The organism is Leifsonia sp. KNZ12-8B (assembly GCF_056755495.1).
The window spans coordinates 1-24,240 of the sequence record NZ_JBPGXM010000028.1 but is presented as its reverse complement, the minus strand read 5'-3'; the positions used below and the strand labels follow the sequence as shown (position 1 = coordinate 24,240).

Below are 24,240 nucleotides of genomic sequence, written 5' to 3'. Positions count from 1 at the left end.
GGCACCACTCTATTGGGCGCTCAGACGCGGTGGACGACCGCGCCGCGCGCCACCACGGCCGTCGTGCGCGCGGCCGCGAGCTCTTCGGCGGGAGCGGTGAGCAGGTCGACGTCGAAGACGGCGAGATCGGCCGCCGCGCCGGGCGCGAGCACGCCCCACTCCCCGCTCTGCCCCATCGCCGCCGCGCCCGCCGTCGTCCACGTCGCGACGACGTCCTCGCGGGCGACGGCGTTGTCCGGCAGCCAGCGCGTGCCGGTGCCCGCCACGCCGAGCACACGCTCGGAGGACGAGAGCAACGACTCCGGCAGGCTCGGCTCGAACAGCGGGTAGTCCGTCCCGGCGCTCACCAGCGCCCCCGCACGCAGGAGGGCGGGGAGGTTCGCCAGCCGGCGCCCGCGCTCGTCGCCGAGCAGCTCCTCCATCAGCTCCGGCGTGTATCCCGGGTAGCGCAGCATCTGCGGATACGTCTCCACGGCCAGCCCGAGGCGGGAGACGCGGGCGGCGTCGCCCGCCTCGATCAGGCTGACGTCCGAGAGCGAGCAACCGGCCGGCAGCATGCCGGCGTACCGCTCGACGATGCGGAGGCACGCCCGTACCGCGCCGTCCCCGTCCGCGTTGAGTGCGAGCCGGAAGCCCGCGTCGAGGATGCGCTCGGCCTCCGCCTGCACCGCCGCGTAGTCGACGTCGCTGGTCTGGCGGCGCCGCCAGCGGTCGTCGGGAGGGAGCAGATCGGCGGTGTCGGTGTCGAACGAGCCGTCGGTCATCAGCTTGAAGCCGTGGAAGCGTGCGCCGGGCCGCCCACGCCAGGCGGCCCCCGCGTCGAGGTCGGCCGGCGCCGCCACCGCCTGGGAGGCGAAGGCGTAGCGCAGCCGCAGGCCGCCGTCGTCCAGCATGCCGTCGATCGCGGGCAGCATCCCGAGGTGGGTGTCGAAGGCGATGTCCTTGACGGAGGTGACGCCACCGCGGTGCATGACGGCCGCCGCCGCCGAGAACGCCGCGCGCACGGCGTCGCGGTCCTCGGCGAGCTGTGCGTAGAGGCCGTGGAGGGACTCGTTCGACTCCGGATCGAGGGCGCCCAGGCGCCGGGTCGCGGCCTCGGTGGCGACGATCGCCGCGCGCTGGTCGGCGACGACCACGGTGTCGCTCCCGGCGGCCTCCGCCTCGGCACGGGCGATCAGCAGGGAGGCGCGTGCGGCGTCGAGCCCGCGCAGGACGATCCGGCCGCCGCGGTCGCGTGCGGCGATGGCGGCGGCGATGACGTCGTCGTCCGGGAGGGTTCGGGCGTCGAGGCCGCCGTGGTCGAGCAGCTGCGAGGTGAAGAAGGTGTGGTTGTCGTGCAGGCCGGCGACGACGCTGCCCGCGCCGGCGTCGATGATCTCCGTCCGGGCGCCGACGAGATCCTCCGGCGAGCCTCCCGTCGTGTCGACGGCAACGATGCGGTCGCCGGCCATCGCCACGAACCCGGGGCCGGCCGCCGCACCCGCGTGGATGCGACGGCCGACGACGATGCGGTCCGCGATCATCCGGTGATGCCCAGCAGCCCGACGACCGCGAAGCCGATCAGCGCGACGACCGCCGCGATCAGCTGGTACGGCAGGTTGGTGATCCAGTGCCGGTACAGCGGGACGCGGGTGGAGCTGGCCGTCAGCAGGCCGACGTCGGACGAGATCGCCGCCGCGACGCCGAACGTGCCGGCCGAGAGCAGCGCGGCGACGGTCGCGGGAACGCTCGCGCCGATCTGCGTGCTGAGCGTGACGAGCACCGGGGTGAGCAGGATGTAGAGCGACCAGTTGAGCGTCACCAGCATCTCCGTCACACCGAAGATGGCGAACACGATGAGCGGCAGCCACTGCGGAGCGATGACGCCCGAGATGTTGTCGATGACGAAGTCGGTGAAGCCGAGGGTCGAGATGCCGTGCACCAGCACGAAGGCGAGCGCCATCAGGATGACCAGGGGGAAGATGTCCTTCATCCCGTCGATCACGGCGTCGACGTAGGCCGCGATCGTCGTGTGCCGCTGCACCACCAGGAGGACGCCGGTGACCACGATGGCGAGCACGAAGCCGAGCTGGATCTGGCCGAGCACGATCGTCGCGGCGATCACCACCGCGATCGGGGCCAGGAAGTTGAGGAAGTTCGGCAGCGTGCGCTGCTCCTCGGCGACCTCCTCCTCCGCCTCGGCGGCGGCCAGGTCGACGTCGCGGCGCATCGGCCCGAAGACGGGGATCAGCCGGGCGCTGAGCAGCACGCCGATCAGCACGGCCGCCATCGAGTAGAAGAGGAACGGGAGCACCTGCAGGTACGCCCCGAGCGCGGTCGAGCCGAAGCCGGCCGCCACCAGCAGCCCGGCGATCAGGGCCGAGGTCGAGCCGATCGGGTTGAGCGTGGTGCCCGGCTCGCCCGTCGCCCGGATCACCGCGGCGGTGAAGGTGCGCGGCAGGCCGAAGCGGCGGTTCAGCGGCGTCATGCTGACGCCGACGCCCGAGGCCGAGAGGTAGCTGTCGTTGCTCAGCAGCAGGGAGGAGATCGCGGTGGTGAGCCCCGCGCCGCGCTGACCGCGCGCGAACCGGGAGGCGGTGCGCGCGAACGACGCGGCGAGCCCCATATGCTCGAAGACGCCGAGGAGGCCGCCGATCGCGACCAGCAGCACCAGCAGCGACATGTTGTCCGGGTCGGTGACCTGCCCGTAGAGGGCGTCCATCCACGCGGTCGCGAAGCCCAGGCGGTAGATCATGAAGATCGCGAGGGCGCCGCTCCACACGAAGCCCTCGATCACGCGGTGGGTGATCAGGATGAAGCCGAACAGCGTCACCGCCGGGAGCAGGCTCCACCAGCCGTAGGCGGCCTTCTCGCCCGACGGCGCCAGGAGGTTCACGGCGAAGATGACGAGCAGGGCGGAGTACGCCACGATCGTGCGCAGGCGCGGATCGAACCGGGCGGGCCGCTCCTCCGGTGCTGCGGCCCGGGCCTCGGTCGCCGGTGGTGCTGCGGATGTGGATTGCGTCATTGCAGGATCTCCTTCGCGTAGCCGAATGCCCCCTCAACGGAGCACTGGTGGGCGGCGAACCGCGCCGCACGGTGGAGCGCCCCGTCGAACACGTCGGCGGGGAGGGAGTGCCCGCGCGTCCATCCTCCATCGAGGAGGGACAGCGCGAACGACGTGATGAAGGCGTCGCCGGCGCCCATGGTGTCGGTCGCCTCGACGGCGACGGCGGGCGCGCGGTGGAAGGCCGACCCGTCGAAGATCGCCGAGCCGTCGAGCCCGCGGGTCACGAGGACGAGCGCGGCGCCGCGGTCGTGGACATCGCGGGCGAGCTCCTCGGCCTCCGGCCAGGAGAGGTCGGCGACCGAGAGCACGGCGAGGTCGGTCCACGGCGCGACGGCGTCGAGGTACGCGGGCGCCCGCTGCTCGGCCTCGTCCGAGAGGTCGAACGACACCAGGCGGGCACTGCGGCGGATGGCGGGGAGGTGCGGCTCGAGCGCGGCGTAGGCGCCGAGGTGCACGAGGTCGAAGCCCGCCAGGTACGCGAGGTCGTCCTCGGTCGGCACGAACGGCTGCTGGAGGACGACGCCGCCGTCCCAGTCGCCGAAGACGCGGTCGCCGTCGACGACCGTGACGTCGCACCAGCCGGTGACGCCCTCCCGCTGAACGCAGCGGTCGGTGGTCACCCCGAGCTCCCCCAGCGCGCGACGCAGGTGCGACGCGGGCTCGTCGGCCGCGAGGACCCCCAGGTAGGCGGCGTCCGCACCGAGACGCCGGGCATACACCGCGAAGTTCACGCAGTTGCCGCCCGGGTAGTACACGCCGCGGTCGACGAAGCGGTCGATGACGTTGTCGCCGAAGCCGAGCACCCGGCGCGGCGCCTGCTGGTCCGACGGCATCAGTACTCGACCGTGCGGTAGTAGCGGCGCGTGGTCAGCGGGTGGTTGCGCACGGCCTCCAGGTGCTTGCTGAACCGGATGGTGATCGCGTCGACCACGATCGGGCCGACGAGACCGCGGAACTCCGGTGAGATGCCCGCGAGCGGGTAGTCGGCCGTGTCGATGACGGTGGTGTCGTCGTTGTAGGTGTCGGTGAACCGCTTGACGCGCTCCATGAGCGGCCGGGTCTCGTCCTCGCCCACGAACAGCAGGATGCTGGTGTCGCGCTCGATCAGCTCCAGCGAACCGTGGAAGAACTCGGCGCCGTGCACACGCGTGGTGCGCAGCCACTGCATCTCCTCGAGGATGCACATCGAGTAGTTGTAGGTGAAGCCCCACAGGTTCCCCGCGCCGACCAGGAAGTGGTAGCCGGTCTCCTTGTGCTTCTCGGCGAACGCCTGCGCGAGCGGGTCGGCCTGCTCCTGCACGGCGGTGAGCACCTCGGTCAGGTCGGCGAGCTCGCCGGCCAGGCGCTCGTACTCGTCGAACTCGCCGCGGCGGTTCAGCAGCGCCGTGGTCAGCAGGAGGAGCTGGATGTCGATCGACTCCCCCGCCGTCTCGTCGTCGGCGCCGTTGACCAGCACGTGGTCGGCCTCCGCGATCGGCGCCTCCGCGTCTCCGGTGAGGGCGATGGTGGTGACGCCCCGCTCGGCGCAGTACCGGAGGGCGGCGACCGTCTCCTTCGTGGTGCCGGAGAGGGAGGAGAACACGGCGACCGAGCGCTCGGTGAGGCGCGGGTCTCCGGTCAGCAGCAGCTCGGCGGCGATGACGGAGGTCACGGGCAGCGTGGAGCGCCGGGTGATGAGGTGCTCGTAGGGCCACATGGCGGCGTACGAGCCTCCCGAGCCGATCAGGTAGAGGTTGTCGTAGCCGGCCGCCGTCACGGCGTCGGCGATCGCCTCGATCTGCGGTCGCAGCGCACCGGCGCCGCCGACGACACCGCGATACACATCCTGATCGAACCCGAGCATTCCCTGTCCTTCCGCCGGCGCGGCGCCGGAAGGGCCGAGCCGCGCTGCTGAGCGCCGGAGCGCTGTCGTATTGGTACCGGTCCCAATTTGGGACCGGTACCAACGATCGCACGCGAACCGCGGTCCTCGCAAGTCGGGCGCCGCTGCAGGGGTTGATCCCGCCCCTCCCCCCTGGTTGCGTGGCGGGTGATGGACAGCGCACGCATCGAGGAGCACGCGGCCCTCGGCGACGGCCGGACGGTCGCTCTCATCGACGCGCAGGGCACGGTCGACTGGATGCCGGTGCCCGACCTCGACTCGCTGCCCGTCTTCGCCGGGCTGGTCGACGCCGAGCTGGGCGGCCGGATCGTGCTGCGGCCCGTCGCCGCGTTCACGACCGAGCGCCGCTACCTGCCGGGCACCAACGTGCTCGAGACCACCTTCACCACCGAGGCGGGAGGCGTCGTGCGGGTGACCGACGCCCTCGTCACCGGGGTGGCCGGGCGCCTCCCCTGGCTGGAGCTCGCCCGCCGCATCGAGGGCCTTTCCGGCACCGTCGTGATGGAGTGGGCGGTCGAGCCCGGCACGTTGCTCCGCACCGCCGCGCCCTGGTCGGAGCGGATCGACGGCGTGCGGGTGCTGCGGGTCGACGCCGTGACGCTCGCGATCGCGGGGCTCGACGACACCGTTGCCCAGGGAGCGGGAGCGGACGTCGACGGCACCCGCGACGCCGACGCCCCGCGCTTCGGCGGCCGCATCCGGGTCGGCGAGGGCACCCGGCGCACGCTGACGGTCGTGGCGACGCAGGACGGCCCCCTCCACATCCCCGACGCGGGCAACGTCGACATCGGCATCGACCGCACCATCGGCAACTGGGAGCACTGGTCGCGCACCTTCTCGTACGAGGGGCCGTGGCCGGAGCAGGTGCACCGCTCGGCGCTCGCGCTCAAGCTGCTGCTGTTCGCGCCGACCGGTGCGATCGCGGCGGCGGCCACCACCTCCCTCCCCGAGACCCCGTCCGGCAGCAAGAATTGGGACTACCGCTACGCGTGGGTCCGCGACACGGCGTACGCCCTGCGCGCGCTCGCGCGCTTCGGGCTCCGGGAGGAGACGCACGCGGCGATCTCGTGGCTGCTGCGGGCCGTGAAGGGCGACGTCTCGCGGCTGCGCGTGCTGTACGGGCTGCACGACGACTCCCGCGCCGAACCGGTGGTGCGGGAGGCGCCCGGCTACCGGGGCATCGGCCCCGTCGTCACCGGCAACCGCGCCGCCGACCAGCTGCAGCTCGGCGTGTTCGGCGACCTGCTGAGCGTGGCGGTCGCCTACGCGCGCGAGGGCAATGTGCTCGACATCCCGACCAGACGGCTGCTCTGCGACGTCGCCGACCGGGTGTGCGACGTGTGGCGGATGCCCGACTCGGGGATGTGGGAGCTGACAGAGCTGCGCCACCACACCTCGTCCAAGATGGGCTGCTGGCAGGCGCTGCAGGCGGCGCTGGAGCTGGTCGAACTCGGCCAGATCGACGGCAACCCGGCGCGGTGGCGGCGGGAGGCGGAGGTCATCCACGCCTGGGTCGACGAGCACTGCTGGTCGGAGCGGCTGGGCAGCTACACGATGGCCGCGGACGGCGAGGACCTCGACACGTCGGTGCTGCTCCACGCGCCCAGCGGCTTCGACCGCGGCGAGCGCATGCGCTCCACGATCGCGGCGCTGCGACGCGAGCTGGGCGACGGCGACGGCCCGCTGCTGCACCGCTTCACCGGGGCGCGCGGCGAGGGCGAGCGCCCGTTCACGGCCTGCTCGTTCTGGCTGGCGGCCGCGCTCGCGTGCATCGGCGAGCTGGGCGAGGCGAGCGTGCTCATGGACGACCTGTGCGAGCGCGCCAACGACGTCGGGCTGTACGCCGAGATGTTCGACGCGGACGGCTCGTTCTGGGGCAACTTCCCGCAGGCGCTGTCGCACCTCGGACTGATCGACGCGGCGCTGACGATCGACGAGCTGCGGCGGGGGTAGCGGGCGGGCGGCGCCGGACGCCGCGTCAGCGCGCGAGCGGCAGGTCGCCGGCGCCCAGCAGCCGCCCGTCCGCGCTCAGCGCGAGCACAGCGCGGGCGCCGTGGCCGAGGGCCCACGGGACCCCGGCCTCCCCCAGCGCGAACACGGCGGTGGCCAGCACATCGGCGGTGGTCAGGTCGTCGGCCACGACCGTGGCGCCGGCGAGCTCGCGCGCGGGGGCGCCCGTCCTCCCGTCGCGGATGTGCTCCCCGCGCTCGTAGGCGCCCGAGGTCGCGACCGCCGACTCGGCGACGGTGAGCACCGCGAGCATTCGGCCGGGGTGCCGCGGCGAGCGCACGCCGACGTTCCATCCGGGAGCTCCGGCCGGGGCCCTCCCGACGACCACGTCCCCGCCGGCGTTGAGGCAGAACGAGTGGAGGCCGTGGGCGCGCAGCACGCGCGCCGCACGCTCGGCCGCCCATCCCTTCACCACGCCGTCGGTGTCGTACCCGCCGCCGCCGGACGGGCCGCCGCCGGACGGGCCGCCGCCGGACGGGCCGCCGCGCAGCCGCACGTCGAACGCCCCTCCCGTCGCCTCCCGCATCCGCTCGCCGATCGCCAGCACCTCGCGCAGATCGGCGCTGGTGTCGGCGGGCGCCAGGTCGCCGCGGTTGAGCGCGCTCAGCTCGCTGTCCGAGCGATGCCGGCTGAACCGCCGGTCTGCCGCGTGGAGGCTCGCGAAGGCTGCCGCTACCGCCTCGGCGACCTGCGCCTCCGTCACGTCGTCGCGCACGTCGATCGACATCGGGATGCCCATCACGGTCTCGACGGTCGTCATGTCGCACCTCCTGGGTCGCACCTCGGGGAGGACCAGCATGTCCGGCGGACCTCGGCGCCTCCTATGCCCGGCCTTCGGGCTTGCTCGATGCCCACTGTCCGTGGCGCGCGCTACTGTCGCTGCGTGCCGTCCGCCTCGCTCCCCGGCTCCTGCGCCCTCTGCGCCGCCCCGGCCCACCCCGGGGCGCCGCTGCAGCTGTGCCTGGCGCACCTGCTGGAGGCGCACGAGTGGGTCGACGACGGGTACGGCGCGACCGATGTGCTCCCGTCGCCCTGCGCCTTCTGCGGGTCGCGGCTCGGCGTGCGGTACCCGTCGGGCTGGCTGTGCGCGGTCTGCGAGTGGAGGGTCGGCGAGGTTCCCCCGGGCGACGCCGCGGCCTCCCGCGTCGACGTCGTCTACTACCTGCGCTACCGCGACCGGATCAAGATCGGCACCACCGCGAATCCGGCGCAGCGGTTCGCGGCCCTCCCGCACGACGAGGTGCTCGCCTTCGAGCGCGGCGACCGGGCTCTGGAGCAGCGCCGGCATGCGGAGTTCGCGGCGCTGCGCATCCCGGGCACCGAATGGTTCGAGACCGACGCCGGACTGCTGGCCCATGTGGAGGCGCTGCGTGCCGGCCACCCCGACCCCTGGGCGCTGCTCGCCCGATGGCGCAGCGAGGCGGCGGCGCGAGCGGTCTAGCCCCCTCCCCCTCCCCCGTCGAGTACGCGCGGAGTACACGCGAAACCGCCGAGTACGCAGACATTCTGCGCACTCGGCGGTGTGCGAGCGGGGGCGCCGGGTCAGGCGGCCTGGGTCGGGCGCGGCGCGGCGGCGGGGCGGAGCTCCGACTCGACGGCGGCGACCAGGCGTGCCATCTCCTCCGCCTCGGCCCGCTCCGCGGCGAGGGAGGCGGTCGACGGGACGGCGGCAGGCACCGAGGCGGTCGTCGCGGCGACAGCACCCGGCACAGCGGCCCCGGCCTCCACCTCGGCCGCCGTCACGGCGTCCAGCCGGGCGAGTCCGGCGACGGCGGCCAGGTCGGCCGCCTCCTGGTCGCGGCGGCGGCGGAACCGGAGCACCACGGCGGCCGCCACGGTCACCAGGCCCGCGCTGGCGGCGAGCACGCCGGCCGTCGCGAAGCCCTCCGTGTAGCCCGCCTCGGCCGGGAGGCCGTCCGGTGCGATGCTTCCGGTCACCAGCGCTGTCATCACGGCCGCGCCGATCGCCGAGCCGACGGTGCGGAGGTTGGCGTTCATCCCGCTGGCGACGCCCGTCTGCGTGGCGGGGACGCTCTGCACCACGACGCTCGTGATGGCCGCGTAGATGAGGCCCAGCCCGAGACCGAAGACGCCGGAGGCGATGGCCACCGCCGCGAGCGACCCGTGCAGGAACGCCAGCGACAGGCTCGCGGCGGCCATCAGCGCGGCCGCGCCGACGATCTGCGCCCGGAAGCCGACCCAGCGCGCCAGCGGTCCGCTGAGGAACCCGGTCACGGCCATGGTGACCAGCATGGGCAGCATCAGCATCCCGGAGCCGGCGACCGTCGCGCCGAGGCCGTAGCCGGTGCCGACCGGGGTCTGCACGAACCGCGGGAAGAACGAGAACACCGCGAACATCGAGGCGCCGATGAAGACGGCGGCGGCGTTCATGCTCCACACGCCCGGCTCTCGCATGAGCCGCATGTCGACCAGGGGGTGCCGCGACCGCAGCTCCACCACGACCCACGCCGCGAGGAGGACCGCTGCCGCCGCGAACAGCGCGAGCACCTGCGGCGAGGACCAGCCCCACTGCGCGCCCGTGCTCAGCGGAAGCAGCAGGGCGATCAGCCAGCCGGAGAGCAGGAGGGCCGCCCAGGGGTTCACGCCGCCGCTCGCGCGCTCGGGCGACTCGGGGATGACGATGAGCGTCAGCACGGCGCCCGCCACGGTGAGCGCGACAGGGACGAGGAAGAGCCCGCGCCAGCTGAGTGCGTCGGCGAGCGGTCCGGCGAGCACGGTTCCGAGGCCGCTGCCGATGGCGATGATGGAGGCGATCGCTCCGATCGCCGACGGGAGGCGGCGGGCGGGGAACTCGTCGCGGATGATGCCGAAGGCGAGCGGGAACATCGCCCCGCCGATGCCCTGGACGACCCGGCCGGCGATCAGCCAGCCGATCGTGGGCGAGACGGCGGCGATCACGCTGCCGAGGGCGACGGCCAGCAGCGCCAGCACGAACACGCGGCGCTTGCCGACGAGGTCGCCGACGCGACCGAGGAGCGGGGTGGCGACCGCGGCGGCGATGAGCCAGGCGGTCATCGTCCAGGTCACGCCGGCGGTCGTGGTGCCGAGGTCGGACTGGATGACGGGGAGGACGGGGACGACGAGGGACTGCAGGGTGGCGAAGGAGGCGACGCTGAGGGCCAGGACGGCGAAGGTCGCGCCGGGACGGGATCGAGACATGTCGGTGATGGGTCCGTTTCTCGAGGGGATGCCGGCTCCGGAAGCCCGGAGCGGGCGTACAATTGGAGGGAGGCTCCGTTCGGAGGCTGCCTCCGGTTACGTGGACGACACTACCGGAGGGTGCCTCCGCTTTGCAAGCCCCGATTGTCCGCACCCCTGATTCGCCCACCGCCAGACGAGAGGATCCCCCAGTGACTGGCACCGACACCGCGACCCGTGCCGGCATCGTCCGCCCGCAGCGCGCGGACGCCCGGCGCAACTTCGACGCGCTCCTCGGCGCGGCGCGCGAGTGCTTCGCCGAGGCGGGGACCGGCGCCTCCCTCGAGGAGATCGCCCGCAACGCCGGCGTCGGCATCGGCACCCTGTACCGCAACTTCCCCACCAAGGACGCTCTCGTGGAGGCGGTGTACGTCGATGAGGTCGACGCCGTCGTCCACGCCGCGGAGAACGCGGCCTCGCTCGATCCGTGGGTCGGCTTCGAGGCCTGGCTGCGCCGCTTCGTCAGCTACATCGGCACCAAGCACGCCCTGCTGGACGGCCTCAACAAGGACTCCCCCGTGCTGTTGAGCTGCCGCACGTCGCTCTACGAGGCGGGCGAGCCGCTGCTGCGCCGGGCGCAGGAGGCGGGAGACGTCCGACCCGATGCGACCATCGGCGACGTGATCCGCATGGTGTCCGGCATCGCCGGCGTCGCCTTCGACGACGACGAGCAGCGCGACCGCGTCATCGCGATGGCCATCGACGGCCTCCGGACGCGGCGACCCTGAACGTTCTTTTAGAATTGGACATATGGAGCTCGGGGTATATGCCGTCATCGCCGTAGCGGTGATCGTCGGCGTGGCCGCGTTCGCTCGCAAGCTCGGCGTCGCCGCTCCGATCATCCTCGTCATCGTCGGCGTCACCCTGTCGGTGCTCCCCGGTGTGCCGGAGATCGAGGTGCCGCCGGAGATCATCCTCGACGGCCTCCTGCCCCCGATCCTCTACGCGGCGGCGATCAGCGTGCCGCTGACCGACTTCCGGCGCAACCTCGCCCCCATCGCCGGGCTGTCGGTCGTGCTGGTGATCATCACCGCCTTCGCCTCCGGCTTCGTCCTCTACACCCTGCTGCCCGACCTCAACCTCGCCGCCGCGATCGCGCTCGGTGCGATCATCAGCCCGCCGGACGCCGTGGCCGCGACCTCCATCGGCCGCCGACTCGGCCTCCCGCCGCGGCTGCTGACCGTGCTGGAGGGCGAGGGCCTGGTCAACGACGCGACGGCCCTGGTGCTGCTGCGGACCGCCCTCGCCGCGGCCGTCGGGTCGCTGAGCACCCCGCTGGCGGGCGTCCTCGACTTCATCACGGCCGTCATCCTCGCCATCGTCATCGGGCTCGTCGTCGGCATCGTCTCGGTGTGGGTGCGCTCGAAGCTCAACGACCCGGTGCTCGACACCGCGCTCTCGGTCGTGGTTCCCTTCGCGGCGTTCGCGCCGACGGAGGCGCTGCACGGCTCCGGAGTCCTGGCGGTCGTGATCACCGGGCTCTACACGGGGCACGCCGCCCCGCGCGCCTTCAGCGCCCAGGCGAGGATCAGCGACGCGATCAACTGGCGGACGATCCAGTTCCTGCTCGAGAACGGCGTCTTCCTCCTCATCGGCCTCGAGCTCCGCACGCTCATCAACGACGTGGAGCACCCGGAGATCCTCAGCGTCTGGGACTCGGTCCTGCTCGGCCTGATCGCGATGCTGTCGCTGGTGGTCATCCGCTACCTGCTGATCTTCCCGCTCATCTACTCGCTCCGAAGACGCGCGGAGGGGGCGGAGAGATCGGTGCTGCGGGAGTGGCTGATGATCCAGTACTTCCGCGACCATCCGGTCAAGTACCGCTGGCAGTCGCTGCGCAAGCAGCGCGCCGAGCAGCGCTACCTGCGGCACAGGAACGACCTCGAGGAGTTCCGCCAGGAGGCCATCGACTGGCGCGGCGCCGTGGTGCTCGGCTGGTCCGGGATGCGCGGCGTCGTCACCCTGGCGGCCGCGCAGTCGCTGCCCGCCGACATCCCGTACCGCCCGCAGCTCATCCTGATCGCCTTCACGGTCGCCTTCGTCAGCCTCGTGCTGCAGGGCGGGACGCTGCCCTGGCTGATCCGCGCGCTCGGCCTGCAGGGGGTCGACGTGAAGGAGGACCGTCGCCTGCTCGCGCAGCTGCTCGACGACATCAGCGAGGCCGGCATCCGCGTGCTCGACGACCCGGAGGGCGCCGCCGGCACCACCGCCCCCGTCGACCCCGAGGTCGTGGAGCGGGTGCGCCAAACGTCCTTCCTGCGCGCCGAGTCGGCGTGGGAGCGCATCCGGCTGGCCGAGGCCCCGCCGGAGGACCGGCCGCACCACGTGTTCCGCGCGCTCCGGCTCGCGGTCGTGGAGGCCGAGCGCGACCGCCTGCTGGAGGAGCGCGCCCGCGGCTCCTACCCCTCGCGCATCCTCACCGAGGCCCAGGCCATGCTCGACCTGGAGGAGACCCGCCTCCGCTCGCGCGCCCGCTGAGCCCCTCCCGAGTCGCAGGGCACGGACACGCCCGAATGCATGCGTTGTTTTGAGTTATTCAAAACAACCGCGATAGTGTCGAGGGCATGGACACGGCACAGCTCGAGAGCGCCCTGCGCGCCTCCGGCCTCCGCGTCACCCAGGGCCGCATCGCGGTCCTCGACGCGCTGACCGGGCTGCCGCACGCGGACGCCGAGTCGGTGTACCGCGCGGTGCTGCCCGCACTGCCCGGCACCTCGATCCAGAACGTGCACAACGTGCTCGGCGACCTCACGACCGCCGGGCTGCTGCGCCGGATCGAGCCGGCCGGCTCGCCGGCCCGCTACGAGCGGCGCACCGGCGACAACCACCATCACATCGTCTGCACGTCGTGCGGCGCGGTGGGAGACGTCGACTGCGTGGTCGGCCACGCGCCGTGCCTGCATCCGTCGGATGCGGGCGGGTTCGCGGTCGCGACGGCCGAGGTGACGTTCTGGGGCCTGTGCCCGTCCTGCCAGAAAGAACGAGGAGAAGAATGACGAACGAGTTCACCACCACCCAGACCGGCACCCCGGTCGCCAGCGACGCGCACTCGCTGACCTCCGGCCGGGACGGCGCCACGGCCCTCCACGACCGCTACCTGGTCGAGAAGCTGGCGCAGTTCAACCGCGAGCGCATCCCGGAGCGGATCGTGCACGCGAAGGGCGGCGGCGCGTTCGGCGAGTTCGTCGTCACGGGCGACGTGTCGGCCTACACGCGGGCGGCGCTGTTCCAGCCGGACACGACCACGCGCACGCTGGTCCGCTTCTCCTCCGTCGCCGGTGAGCAGGGTTCGCCGGACACCTGGCGCGACGTGCGCGGCTTCTCGGTGAAGTTCTACACGACCGAGGGCAACTACGACATCGTCGGAAACAACACGCCCGTCTTCTTCATCCGCGACGGGATCAAGTTCCCCGACTTCATCCACTCGCAGAAGCGCCTCCCCGGCTCCGGGCTGCGCGACGCCGACATGCAGTGGGACTTCTGGACCCTCTCGCCCGAGTCGGCGCACCAGGTGACGTACCTGATGGGCGACCGCGGCCTCCCCCGCTCGTGGCGGACCATGCCCGGCTACGGATCGCACACCTACCAGTGGATCAACGCGGCCGGCGAGCGGTTCTGGGTCAAGTACCACTTCCACGCGCTGCAGGGCAACGAGGAGATGCACGGCGCCGAGGCCGAGCGCATCGCCGGCGAGGACGCGGACTACTACCGCCGCGACCTGTACGAGGCGATCGAGCGCGGCGACTTCCCGGCGTGGAAGGTGTCGGTCCAGGTCATGCCCTACGAGGACGCCAAGACGTACCGCTTCAACCCGTTCGACCTGACCAAGGTGTGGCCGCACAGCGACTACCCGCTGATCGAGGTCGGCACGATGACGCTCAACGAGAACCCGGAGAACTTCTTCGCGCAGATCGAGCAGGCGGCCTTCTCGCCGGCCAACACCGTCCCCGGTATCGACATCAGCCCGGACAAGATGCTGATGGCCCGCGTCTTCTCGTACCCGGACGCGCAGCGCTACCGCGTGGGCACCAACTACAACCAGCTCCCGGTGAACGCCCCGGTCGCCCCGGTGCACAACTACTCGCAGGACGGCGCGGCCCGCCACGCCTTCAACCCGGCGAGCACCCCGGTCTACGCCCCGAACTCGTTCGGCGGCCCGGCCGCTCAGCCGGAGCTCGCGGGCGCCGGATCGTGGGAGTCGGACGGCGAGCTGACGCGCGCCGCCGCGACCCTGCACGCCGAGGACGACGACTTCGGTCAGGCCGGCACGCTCTACCGCGAGGTGTACGACGACGCGGCGAAGGCCCGCTTCCTCGACACGATCGCGGGAGCGGTCGGCGGCGTGAAGCGCGAGGACATCCGCGAGCGCGCCATCCAGTACTGGACGAACGTCGACGCCGAGCTGGGCCGCGCGCTGCGCGAGCGCATCGCCGCCGGCGCCCCGGCCGACGCGGACGAGGCCGCCGAGTACGTGGGCGTCGCCGAGTAGGCTCCGCCGCGCCACGCCGCCACGCCGCCACGCGATCGAAGGGCGTCTGGTGGTCGCTATCCCGACGGGATGGCGACCATCAGGCGCCCTTCGCCGTGAGGCCCTTCCCCTCCAGGGACTCCGGGCTCAGCGCGACCTCCACGGAGGCGCGGGTTCCCCAGCTGCCGGAGCGCAGGGTCGCGAGCGAGTACAGCCGCAGCCACATGAGCAGCAGGAGGTGGACCAGCCCGTAGAGTGGGGAGATCAGGAAGCCGATGGTGCGGTCCTTCCTGGTCTGCTTGACGCCGGTCAGGTCGAGGTAGCGCACCGAGCGGGCGTAGCCGACCAGGGCGATGTAGAGCACGTACGGGCCGATCAGCAGGGTGCCCGTCAGCACGGGAGCGACGACCATCGCCCACGCGACCGCGAGTGAGAAGACGGCCCAGGTCAGCAGCTCGACCGCCGTCAGCCAGAACGCCCATTTGGACGCCGGCATGTGCGCGAGCACCCAGAGCGACTCGCGGAAGAACGACTTGTTCCAGCGGATCTGCTGGCGCAGGTAGTGCCCCCAGCGCTCGGGGACCGCCGTGTACGCGACGGCGGTGCGCTGGAAGATCGCGCGCCCCTCCAGGAGCCCGTAGTTGGTCAGGCGGCGGTCGTCGCCGAACACGGCCGGCCGCCCCAGGAAGGTCTGGGTGAGGAAGTCCTCCTTGTACTTGTGGAGGATGTCGGCGCGGTAGACGGAGAGCGAGCCGCACGCGCACAGCACCGAGCCGAGCGCCGAGTAGGCGGCGCGCTCGAACAGGAACGCGTTGGCGTAGCGGATGTCGATGAGCCGGGTCAGCAGGTTGCGGCCGTGGTTGAGCGCCAGCACCAGGCCGGTGACGACCGTGACCCGCGGGTCGAGGAACGGCACGAGCGCCTCCTGCAGCGCCTGCCGGTCGAGGACGGTGTCGGAGTCGACGCCGACCATCAGGTCGATGCCGGGCTGGGCCTCCAGGGCCGCGATGAGCGCCTCGCGCTTGCCGCGGTTCTCGGGGAAGGGGATGACGAGGAGGCGGACGCCCACCTCCGCGAATCGGGGGACCCAGCTCTCGGCCTCGGCGACCGCGCGACGGTCGGGCGAGCCGTCGTCGACGACCACGATGGACGCGGGGAGGCGGCTCTGCCGGTGCAGGGAGCGCAGCGCCGCGGCGAGCATCTCCGGGTCCTCGTTGTAGACCGGGATGGCGACGCCGACGCGCAGCGCCCGCAGCCGCTCGAGCTGCAGGGCGGTGCGCGCCGGCTTGTTGTCGCCGCGCCACGAGAGCACCAGCTTGATCGCCAGCAGGCTCATGACCGCGACGCCGTACCAGCTCGGGCCTCCCCTCGACCACCACAGCACGGCGAGGGCGGTCAGGACGAGGGCGAAGGCGACGAAGCCGGCGCCTTTCACCGGTGGGCGCGGCGCCGGGCGGCCACGCGCGCGACCGCGATGCCGAGGACGACCGCGACGGCCGCTCCTGCCGCGACCCACCACAGGTCGAGGACGGCCGAGCCGATGGCCACGGTGCCGAGTCCGGTGAAGGCGAGGGTTTCGTCGTACATGGGGAACTCCTTGGGGTTGGGAGTTCCAAATATTACATGCCTTATATTCGAAGACCGGTGAGTCCTGCGGACCCTCCCGCGACCCACACCGCGCCGGCCGGAGCCACGGCGAGCGTCAGCGGTGGGTGCGCGTCCGGCCCCTCGTCGCCCGCCTCCGTCAGCGGCACCACGACGGGATCCTCGCCCGCCCGCACCCGTGCGACGGCGGTGTTCCCCGCCAGCGCGACCCAGACGCCGCCTCCCGGAGCCGAGGCCACGGCTGACGGCCGGGATCCTGCTCCCAGCGCCACGACGACGGGTCTTCCGCCGCGCTCCAGCCGCACCACGGCGTCGAGCCCGCGCGCGGCGGCCCACACCACCCCTGTGTCGTCCACGGCGATCTGCGTGGGCTCCGACCCCGGATGCAGTGGTTGCAGCTCGGCGGCTGCGTCTCCGCCACGGATGTGCCCCAGTGCGGGCGGGTGCTGCTGGGTGAACCAGATGCTGTCCCCCGCGGCCGCGATGCCGCCGACGGCCGCGCCGGCGGCGAGCGCGAACTCCTCGGCCCGGCCCAGCACATCCACGCGACCGAGCGCGTCGCCGCCGATGCGCGCGTACCAGGTCGTCCCGTCGGGCACGGCGACCACCTCCAAGCGCTCATCCGCCGGGCGCTGCGCCGCGTTCTCCGTCGCAGGGGGCAGCGCGACCTCGCTCAGGAGCCGCGGTCCGGGGCCGACGAGGAGCAACGGACCGGTCGCACCGCACGCCAGCCACACGTCCGTCGGGGTGGCGGGCGCCACCGAGGTGGGCCGCACTCCGTCGCCGAAGACGAGGGAGGCGACCGCACCGTCCGCATCCCGCCTCCCCACGAGCGCGCGCCCGGGGTCGACGAACCAGACGGCGCCGTCGTCGGTGACCGCGACGTCGGTCGCGCCGCCACCCGCCGGGAGCTGTTCGAGCGTCGTCACAGGGTGGCGTCGATGGTGCGGTCGTACACGGTGCGGCCGCCCACGCGGACCCAGCCGTCGTCGAGCAGCTCGGTCATGATCTCGGAGCCGACACCCTGCTCGATGACGAGCGAGCGGCCGAGCCGAGCGGTCAGCGAGACGGCGGCGGCGCCGGTGGCCTCGTCCTCGATGATGCCCATGTCGGGGGCGAACATCCGCGAGCGGAGGCGGCCTGCCTCCTCGTCGATCCAGGCGTAGGCGTAGTGGTGGCCGGTGGTGAAGGCCAGGGCGTCGAGCGCCTCCACATCCTCCGGCGACTGCAGCGGCAGCCACTCGAAGTCGGGCGCCCACTCGGCCCTGGCGCGGATCCAAGCGATCTGCTGCTCCTCGTCCACCTCGACGAGCATGTCGCCGGCCTTCTCGCGCAGCACCCCGACGGGCGTGCGCTGTTCGGCGAGCCACCAGGCGGTGCCGACGCTCGGGTGCCCCGCGAACGGCAGCTCCCTGGCCGGCGTGAAGATCCGGATGCCGGCCTCGAACCGCTCCTCGTCCAGCTCGTCCACGAACACGGTCTCGCTGAACCCCAGCGCCGTCGCGATCGGCTGCTCGCGGCGCGCGGTGACGGGCGAGCTGCGCACGATGCCCAGCTCGTTCCCATTGACCCCGCGCTCGTCGGTGAACACCCTGACCACTACGACTTCGATCGACTCGTCACTCATGGCACCAGCCTGGCATGGAGGCTGCCCTCCGTTCACTCCCGAGGTGCATAATCCACGACATGACGATCGAGAGGGACGACATCTCGCAGGACGAGCGCATCGCCGTGGAGCACGCGGCGGAGCGGCTCGCCGAGCGCTTCCCGGGGGTGCCGCGGGAGCGGATCGACGAGCTGGTGGAGCGGCGGCACGAGGACTTCGACGACGCGGCCGTGCGTGACTTCGTGCCGGTGCTCATCGAGCACCAGGTGAAGCGGGACCTCGCCGCCGAGTCCTGAACCGCGGTCCGGGAGCGGCGGCGAGGCCCTGTGCTCACGCCGGGATCAGCGTGTACTTCGTGCTGAGGTACTCGTGGATGCCCTCGAGGCCGCCCTCGCGGCCGAGCCCCGACTGCTTCACACCGCCGAACGGTGCGGCGGCGTTCGACACCAGGCCCGTGTTGAGGCCCATCATGCCGGTGTCGATGCGGTCGATCATCCGCTGTCCGCGCGCCAGGTCCTTCGTGAAGACGTAGCCGACGAGGCCGTACTCGGTCTCGTTGGCGCGGGCCACGGCCTCGTCCTCGGTCGAGAAAGTACCGATCGCGAGGACAGGGCCGAAGATCTCCTCGCGCAGGATGTCGCTGCCGGGCTGCACGTCGACGAGCACGGTCGGCTCGAAGAAGTAGCCGTCGCGCTCCGGCGCGCTGCCGCCGGTGAGCACCCGGGCCCCGCGCTCGACCGCATCCGCGATGAGCGCGCCCATGGAGGCCACGGCGCGGTCGTCGATCAGCGGGCCGATGGTCACGCCGTCGTCGGTGCCGCGGCCCAGGTTCAGCGCCTCCACCCGCTCGGTGATCCGGCGGGCGAACTCGTTGGCGACCGACTCGTGCACGAGGAACCGGTTGGCGGCCGTGCAGGCCTGGCCGATGTTGCGGAACTTCGCCAGCATGGCGCCATCGACGGCCGCGTCCAGGTCGGCGTCGTCGAACACCACGAAGGGCGCGTTGCCGCCGAGCTCCATGGAGGTGCGGAGCACGTTCTGCCCCGCCTGCGCGAGCAGCGAGCGACCCACCGGCGTGGACCCGGTGAACGACAGCTTGCGCAGCCGCGGGTCGGCGATGATCGGCTCGGAGACGGCGCGCGCGTTGCTCGTCGGCACCACGTTGACGACACCGGCCGGCACGCCGGCGTCGGCCAGCAGCTGGGCGAAGAACAGCGTGGTCAGCGGCGTGAGCTCGGCCGGCTTGACGACGACGGTGCACCCCGCGGCGAGCGCCGGCGCGATCTTGCGCGTGGCCATCGCGAGCGGGAAGTTCCACGGCGTGATCAGGTAGCAGGGTCCGACCGGGCGCTGCGAGACGACCATGGTCCCGGTGCCCTCCGGGTTGCTGCCGTAGCGGCCGGAGATGCGCACGGCCTCCTCGGAGAACCAGCGCAGGAACTCGCCGCCGTAGGTGACCTCGCCGTTGGCCTCCGCCAGCGGCTTGCCCATCTCGAGCGTCATGAGGAGCGCGAAGTCGTCCCGGCGCTCCTGCAGCAGCTCCCAGGCCTTGCGGAGGATCTCGGCCCGGACGCGCGGGGCCGTCGCGGCCCAGGCATCCGCCGCGTCCTCGGCGGCGTCGAGGGCGCGGACGCCGTCCTCGGGGGTGGCGTTCGCGATGCGCTTGATGACGCGGCCGGTGGCCGGGTCCTGCACCTCGATCCGCGGGGCGGTGCCGGCCTCCCAGGCGCCGCCGATGAAGAGGCCGTCGGGGACGCGGGCGAGCAGCTCGGACTCGCGGGCGCTCAGGTCCGCGTCCGCGACAGCGGGCGTCGTGTCGACGGCGGTCATGCGTTCGCCACCGCCTCGGCGACGACGTCGAGCCCCTCGATGAGCAGGTGGTCCGGGATGCTCAGCGGCGGGAGGAAGCGGATCACGTTGCCGTAGGTGCCGCAGGTGAGCAGCACGACGCCGGCGGCGTGCGCGGCGGCGGCGACCTTCGAGGTCAGCGCGGCGTCCGGCTCGCCGGTCTCCGGGTCGACGAGCTCGATGGCGACCATCGCTCCGCGGCCGCGCACCTCGGCGACACGCGGGTCGGCGTCGCGGAGGGCGCCGAGCTTCTCGAACAGGATGGCGCCGATCTCGCGGGCGCGCTCGACCAGGCCGTCCTGCTCGTACGTCTCGATCGCGGCGAGCGCGGCGACGCAGGCGAGCGGGTTGCCGCCGTAGGTGCCGCCGAGGCCGCCGACCTGCGGGGCGTCCATGATCTCGGCGCGGCCGGTGACCGCCGAGAGCGGGAGGCCGCCGGCGATGCCCTTCGCGGTGACGATGAGGTCGGGGGTGATGCCGAACTGCTCGGAGGCGAACATGGTGCCGGTGCGGGCGAAGCCGGTCTGCACCTCGTCGGCGATGAAGACGACGCCGTTCGCGTACGCCCACTCCTGGAGCGCGGGGAGGAAGCCGTCGGCCGGGACGATGAAGCCGCCCTCGCCCTGGATCGGCTCGATGATGATCGCGGCCAGGTTCGCGGCGCCGATCTGCTTCTCGATCATGGTGATCGCTCGCTTGGCCGCCTCGGCGCCGCTGAGGCCGCCGTCGCGCAGCGGGTAGCTGAGCGGAGCGCGGTAGATCTCGGGCGCGAAGGGGCCGAAGCCGTTCTTGTAGGGCTGGTTCTTGGCCGTGAGGCCCATCGTGAGGTTCGTGCGGCCGTGGTAGGCGTGGTCGAACGCGACGACGGCCTGCTTGCCGGTGTAGTGGCGGGCGATCTTGACCGCGTTCTCCACCGCCTCCGCGCCCGAGTTGAACAGGGCGCTGCGCTTGGCGTGGTCGCCGGGGGTGAGCCGGTTGAGCGCCTCGGCGACGTCGACGTAGGAGTCGTACGGGGCCACGGTGAAGCAGGTGTGCGTGAACGCGGCGACCTGCGCCGTCACGGCCTCGACCACGCGGGGCGCGGAGTTGCCGACGCCGGTGACCGCGATGCCGGAGCCGAAGTCGATGAGCGAGTTGCCGTCGACGTCGACCAGCACGCCGCCTCCCGCCGCGACGGCGAAGACGGGGATGGTGGCGCCGACGCCGGCGGCGACGGCCTGCGCCTTGCGCTCGGAGCGCTTACGCGACTCCGGGCCGGGGATCGGGGTGACGAGCCGGCGCTCCTGCGGGAGCGACGGTCCGCCGGTGGGAGCGCCGACGACGCCCGGGCTGGTGAGAGGCGGAGTGATGGTCATGCGGGAATCGTAAGAAGCGCCCGCCCACCGTCGCCTGGACACCGCGTACAATTCTCGCGTCGGGGATCGACACCCTGGCACATAAGATCGGAACGCCATGCCCGCGACGCTCGCCCAGCTCCTCGCCCGCCCGGAGCTCGACCTCCGCCTGCTCACGCCCGCCGGGGTGGGCTCGTTCGACACGCCCGTGCCGTGGGCGCACAGCTCGGAGCTCGCCGATCCGACGCCCTTCCTCTCCCCCGGCCAGGTGCTGCTCATCACCGGGACGCCCGACGAGGTCGACCCCTACGTCGCGCGGCTGGTGGAGCACGGCATCGCGGGCCTCGGCTTCGGCACGGAGGTGGTGCGCGCCGGAACGCCGGATCCGCTGGTCGAGGCGTGCGCGCGGCACGGCCTCCCGCTGTTCGAGGTGCCGTACCGGACGCCGTTCATCGCCATCGCCCGGTTCTTCGCCGACCGGGTGGCTGCCGACCAGTACGCCCGCAACACGTGGGCGCTGCGCGCCTCGCGTGCCATCTCGCTCGCGGCCCTGCGGCCGGACCCGCTCGCCGCGGTGCTCGCCGAGCTCGCGCGGCAGATCGACCGGCCGGTGGCGCTGGTCGGCGCCGACGGGGTGCTCGACCGGGTCGCCCCGGCGGGAGCGCTGCGGGCGGAGGCGAGGGAGGCCGTGCGCGCGGCGGCCGACCCGCTCCTGCGCAGCAGGCGCCGGGCGGCGGGCAGCGTGACCACCGACGTGGGGCCGTTCGCGCTGCAGACCCTCGGCGCCGCGGGCCGGCTCCGCGGGGTGCTGGCGGTCGGCTCCGACGGCCTCGACCAGGCGGCGCAGCAGGTCGTCACCGGCGTCGTCGCGCTCGCCGGCCTCGCCCTGGAGCAGAGCCGGGCGGCGGATGAAGCCCGGTCGCGGCTGCGGACCTCGGTGTGGCGCGCCCTCCTCGCCCGGCAGACGGAGCTGGCGGCGACGGTGGCCGAGCCCGCGCTCGGCCCGCTGCCGGAGCCTCCCGTGCGGGTGACCGCGCTGACCGGCACCGCGCTGGCGGCCGCGGCGGACTGGCTGGAGACCAACGGCAGCGGCTTCTTCGCCCGCGACGGGCACGAGCTGGTGCTGGTGGAGCCGGTGGAGGCCGACCCGGCCCCCGCCGCCGAGCTCGCGACCCGCTTCGGCCTGCGCGGCGGCGTCTCGGGCCCGTCCTCGCTCACCGGCCTCCGGACCGCGCTCGGACAGGCGGAGGTCGCACGCGGGCGGGCGAGCGCAGACGACCTGGTTCCGGCGTTCGACGACGTGGCCGCGGCCGGGATGCTCGCGCTGCTGCAGACGCCGGACGCCAAGGCCGTCGCCGAGACCGCGCTGGCTCCGCTCACCGAGGCCGACGCCTCCCTCCCGGGCACCCTGCGGGTCTGGCTCGACTGCGACGGTGTGTACGACGTGGCGGCGAAGCGGCTCGGGATGCACCGGCACACCCTGCGCGCCCGCGTGGCGGAGGCGGAGCGGCTGCTCGGCCGCGACTTGTCCGGCTTCGCGGCCCGCGCCGACCTGTACGCGGCGCTGCGCGCGGCGGGGTAGGCGGCGACGACGGAGGGGGCACAGCCGCTCCCGGCTCGATCCGCCTCCCTTCTCGGCCCACATGCCGCAGCTCGGGTCGACGCGCCTCCGTTTCTCGCACCGCTTTGTGCGCGCTCGGTGGTTCTCGCCACAATGGGCGGATGAGCACTCCGATCTCCGGCACCCATTTCGGCCTCACCGCGGGCGACTACCACGCGACGATCGCGTCGGTCGGCGCCACCCTCCGCACCCTGGAGCACCGCGGACGGCCGCTCGTCGTGCCCTTCGACGCCGACGAGGTGCGGCCCGCGTACCGCGGCGCCACGCTCGCGCCGTGGCCCAACCGGGTGGTCGACGGGCGCTACACGTTCGCCGGGGTGGAGCAACAGCTCCCCCTCACCGAGCCGAACCGCGGCCACGCGCTGCACGGCCTGGTGAGCTGGCTGGACTTCTCGGCGGTGGACCGCTCGGGCAGCAGCGCCACCTTCGCCGCCACGATCGAGGCGCAGGCGGGCTACCCGCACCGGGTGGAGGTGACGGTCGCCTTCAGCCTGGACGAGCAGGGCCTCCACACCACCGTCACGGGCACGAACACCGGCCCGACCGCTGCGCCGTGGGGCACCGGACCGCACCCCTACCTCGTCGCCGGCGACGGCCGCGTCGACGACTGGACGCTCAGCCTCCCCGCGTCGCAGGTGCTGACCGTCACCGAGGACCGGCTGATCCCGACCGGGCTGGCCGAGGTCGCCGAGGAGGCCGGCGGCGTGTTCGACTTCCGGGAGCCGCGCCGGATCGGCGACACCTTCATCGACCACGCCTTCACCGGACTGCGGCGCGACGAGGAGCAGGAGGCGACCGTGCGGCTGCTGGCGGCCGACGGCTCCGGCGTCGAGGTCTCGTGGGACGCGTCGTGCCCGTGGGTGCAGGTGCACACCGCCGACCAGCCGGAGCCGGCCATCTCGCGGCTGGGCCTCGCGGTCGAGCCGATGACGTGCCCGCCGGACGCCTTCAACTCGGGGACCGACCTGATCGTGCTGGAGCCGGGAGCCTCGGCCTCGGCGTCGTGGACCATCCGGGCGGTGTGAGCGGGGCTCGGCCGCAACTCCGGAGGTCACGGCAGCGGAGTCGCGCGGACACCGGAATTCGTCTCATCTCCCCCGCCTCGCGAGTGGGATGACCGGAGTTGTGGGCGCTCAGCCGTAACTCCGGAGGTGCCGGGCAGGTGGGGCGCGAAACGGCCGCAATTCCGGAAGGTCGGCGCGGTTCGCGAGAGATCGCCGGAAAAGCGGGAGGGCAGCGCGCTGGCCGGGGCAGCAGGCGGACCCGGCGGCAGGATGCCCGGGGCAGAATGATGCCCCCGGCTGAACCCGAAACAGCCGGGGGCACAGGCGGAGCGCGCTAGGTCGCGCCACGCCGCGGAACGACCTGTACCCGTTCAGGAACCGCCCGCTACGAGGGCCGGACGTAGTCGACGGCGTCTCGTATGGCGATCCTACACGCCTCATTGCACATTTCACAGGGTCTCGCGGCGCTATGAATGCATTACCGCGCCCGGGCGTCACGTACAGGACGGGCCGGCCCCCCCCCGGGCCGGCCCGGCCGATCCTCCGCATCCACGGGAGGAGGGGAGCGCGCGGCCCGCCCCCTGGCTCTTTTAC

General features: G+C 72.9%; 21 protein-coding genes. 9 read left to right on the top strand and 12 right to left on the bottom strand.

What is annotated here, in order from left to right:
- Positions 1 to 20: 20 nt before the first annotated feature.
- From ACR9ZG_RS06630 to ACR9ZG_RS06615, 4 genes are read right to left on the bottom strand one after another with little or no spacing between them, the layout of a single operon-like run.
- Positions 21 to 1,523 carry an amidohydrolase family protein gene (locus ACR9ZG_RS06630; protein ID WP_481284036.1) on the bottom strand — a complete coding sequence of 501 codons (1,503 nt, stop codon included), beginning with the start codon at positions 1,521 to 1,523 and terminating at the stop codon, positions 21 to 23.
- Entirely contained in the window at positions 1,520 to 3,007 is a 1,488-nt protein-coding gene (locus tag ACR9ZG_RS06625; RefSeq protein ID WP_481284035.1) for a Na+/H+ antiporter NhaC family protein, read from the bottom strand. The genes ACR9ZG_RS06630 and ACR9ZG_RS06625 overlap by 4 nt, the downstream gene beginning before the upstream one ends.
- Positions 3,004 to 3,882, bottom strand: a complete 879-nt coding sequence (locus tag ACR9ZG_RS06620; RefSeq protein ID WP_481284034.1) for a PfkB family carbohydrate kinase — start codon at positions 3,880 to 3,882, stop codon at positions 3,004 to 3,006. Before ACR9ZG_RS06620 ends, ACR9ZG_RS06625 begins: the two co-directional genes overlap by 4 nt.
- A complete protein-coding gene (locus ACR9ZG_RS06615; RefSeq protein ID WP_481284033.1) occupies positions 3,882 to 4,892 on the bottom strand; it encodes an SIS domain-containing protein in 1,011 nt (336 codons plus the stop codon). Before ACR9ZG_RS06615 ends, ACR9ZG_RS06620 begins: the two co-directional genes overlap by 1 nt.
- A 189-nt stretch (positions 4,893 to 5,081) precedes the next feature.
- Between ACR9ZG_RS06615 and ACR9ZG_RS06610 the strand changes: the two genes are divergently transcribed.
- Positions 5,082 to 6,884 carry a glycoside hydrolase family 15 protein gene (locus tag ACR9ZG_RS06610; protein WP_481284032.1) on the top strand — a complete coding sequence of 601 codons (1,803 nt, stop codon included), beginning with the start codon at positions 5,082 to 5,084 and terminating at the stop codon, positions 6,882 to 6,884.
- A 25-nt stretch (positions 6,885 to 6,909) separates the two neighbouring features.
- On the opposite strand, the gene ACR9ZG_RS06605 is transcribed toward ACR9ZG_RS06610, so the two are convergent.
- Positions 6,910 to 7,701 (bottom strand): FAD:protein FMN transferase, encoded by a 792-nt coding sequence (locus tag ACR9ZG_RS06605; protein WP_481284031.1) that lies wholly within the window; start codon positions 7,699 to 7,701, stop codon positions 6,910 to 6,912.
- Between the two features lie 123 nt (positions 7,702 to 7,824).
- On the opposite strand from ACR9ZG_RS06605, the gene ACR9ZG_RS06600 reads away from it, so the two are divergent.
- Entirely contained in the window at positions 7,825 to 8,382 is a 558-nt protein-coding gene (locus ACR9ZG_RS06600; protein WP_481284030.1) for a GIY-YIG nuclease family protein, read from the top strand.
- Between the two features lie 101 nt (positions 8,383 to 8,483).
- Here ACR9ZG_RS06600 and ACR9ZG_RS06595 read toward each other — a convergent pair whose 3' ends face one another.
- The gene (locus tag ACR9ZG_RS06595; protein ID WP_481284029.1) at positions 8,484 to 10,121 is read right to left on the bottom strand and encodes an MFS transporter; all 1,638 of its coding nucleotides are present in this window, start codon (positions 10,119 to 10,121) and stop codon (positions 8,484 to 8,486) included.
- A 191-nt stretch (positions 10,122 to 10,312) separates the two neighbouring features.
- On the opposite strand from ACR9ZG_RS06595, the gene ACR9ZG_RS06590 reads away from it, so the two are divergent.
- The 4 genes from ACR9ZG_RS06590 to ACR9ZG_RS06575 all read left to right on the top strand — a co-directional run bounded on the left by ACR9ZG_RS06590 (position 10,313) and on the right by ACR9ZG_RS06575 (position 14,649).
- Positions 10,313 to 10,888, top strand: coding sequence for a TetR/AcrR family transcriptional regulator (locus ACR9ZG_RS06590; protein ID WP_481284028.1), 576 nt, complete (start codon positions 10,313 to 10,315; stop codon positions 10,886 to 10,888).
- Between the two features lie 22 nt (positions 10,889 to 10,910).
- Positions 10,911 to 12,638, top strand: coding sequence for a cation:proton antiporter (locus ACR9ZG_RS06585; protein ID WP_481284027.1), 1,728 nt, complete (start codon positions 10,911 to 10,913; stop codon positions 12,636 to 12,638).
- Positions 12,639 to 12,724: 86 nt separating this feature from the next.
- Positions 12,725 to 13,156, top strand: a complete 432-nt coding sequence (locus ACR9ZG_RS06580; protein ID WP_481284026.1) for a Fur family transcriptional regulator — start codon at positions 12,725 to 12,727, stop codon at positions 13,154 to 13,156.
- On the top strand, positions 13,153 to 14,649 hold the full coding sequence (locus ACR9ZG_RS06575) for a catalase (protein ID WP_481284025.1): 1,497 nt from the start codon (positions 13,153 to 13,155) through the stop codon (positions 14,647 to 14,649). Before ACR9ZG_RS06580 ends, ACR9ZG_RS06575 begins: the two co-directional genes overlap by 4 nt.
- 79 nt (positions 14,650 to 14,728) lie before the next feature.
- Here ACR9ZG_RS06575 and ACR9ZG_RS06570 read toward each other — a convergent pair whose 3' ends face one another.
- Genes ACR9ZG_RS06570 through ACR9ZG_RS06555 form a run of 4 tightly spaced genes read right to left on the bottom strand, consistent with a single transcriptional unit; the run spans position 14,729 to position 17,860 of the window.
- Positions 14,729 to 16,063 (bottom strand): glycosyltransferase, encoded by a 1,335-nt coding sequence (locus ACR9ZG_RS06570; protein ID WP_481284024.1) that lies wholly within the window; start codon positions 16,061 to 16,063, stop codon positions 14,729 to 14,731.
- Entirely contained in the window at positions 16,060 to 16,215 is a 156-nt protein-coding gene (locus ACR9ZG_RS06565) for a hypothetical protein (protein ID WP_481284023.1), read from the bottom strand. The genes ACR9ZG_RS06570 and ACR9ZG_RS06565 overlap by 4 nt, the downstream gene beginning before the upstream one ends.
- A gap of 41 nt (positions 16,216 to 16,256) precedes the next feature.
- The gene (locus ACR9ZG_RS06560) at positions 16,257 to 17,162 is read right to left on the bottom strand and encodes a virginiamycin B lyase family protein (protein WP_481284022.1); all 906 of its coding nucleotides are present in this window, start codon (positions 17,160 to 17,162) and stop codon (positions 16,257 to 16,259) included.
- Positions 17,159 to 17,860, bottom strand: coding sequence for a PhzF family phenazine biosynthesis protein (locus tag ACR9ZG_RS06555; RefSeq protein ID WP_481284021.1), 702 nt, complete (start codon positions 17,858 to 17,860; stop codon positions 17,159 to 17,161). The genes ACR9ZG_RS06560 and ACR9ZG_RS06555 overlap by 4 nt, the downstream gene beginning before the upstream one ends.
- A gap of 59 nt (positions 17,861 to 17,919) precedes the next feature.
- Between ACR9ZG_RS06555 and ACR9ZG_RS06550 the strand changes: the two genes are divergently transcribed.
- Positions 17,920 to 18,135, top strand: a complete 216-nt coding sequence (locus tag ACR9ZG_RS06550) for a three-helix bundle dimerization domain-containing protein (RefSeq protein ID WP_481284020.1) — start codon at positions 17,920 to 17,922, stop codon at positions 18,133 to 18,135.
- Positions 18,136 to 18,169: 34 nt separating this feature from the next.
- On the opposite strand, the gene ACR9ZG_RS06545 is transcribed toward ACR9ZG_RS06550, so the two are convergent.
- Entirely contained in the window at positions 18,170 to 19,669 is a 1,500-nt protein-coding gene (locus tag ACR9ZG_RS06545; protein WP_481284019.1) for an NAD-dependent succinate-semialdehyde dehydrogenase, read from the bottom strand.
- The gene (gabT, locus tag ACR9ZG_RS06540; RefSeq protein ID WP_481284018.1) at positions 19,666 to 21,042 is read right to left on the bottom strand and encodes a 4-aminobutyrate--2-oxoglutarate transaminase; all 1,377 of its coding nucleotides are present in this window, start codon (positions 21,040 to 21,042) and stop codon (positions 19,666 to 19,668) included. The genes ACR9ZG_RS06545 and gabT overlap by 4 nt, the downstream gene beginning before the upstream one ends.
- A gap of 97 nt (positions 21,043 to 21,139) precedes the next feature.
- Here gabT and ACR9ZG_RS06535 point away from each other — a divergent pair, with 97 nt between their 5' ends.
- Positions 21,140 to 22,603, top strand: a complete 1,464-nt coding sequence (locus tag ACR9ZG_RS06535) for a PucR family transcriptional regulator (RefSeq protein WP_481284017.1) — start codon at positions 21,140 to 21,142, stop codon at positions 22,601 to 22,603.
- Positions 22,604 to 22,743: 140 nt separating this feature from the next.
- Positions 22,744 to 23,667: an aldose 1-epimerase family protein gene (locus ACR9ZG_RS06530; protein ID WP_481284016.1), complete on the top strand. Its 924-nt coding sequence runs from the start codon at positions 22,744 to 22,746 to the stop codon at positions 23,665 to 23,667.
- The last annotated feature ends 573 nt before the right edge of the window (positions 23,668 to 24,240 follow it).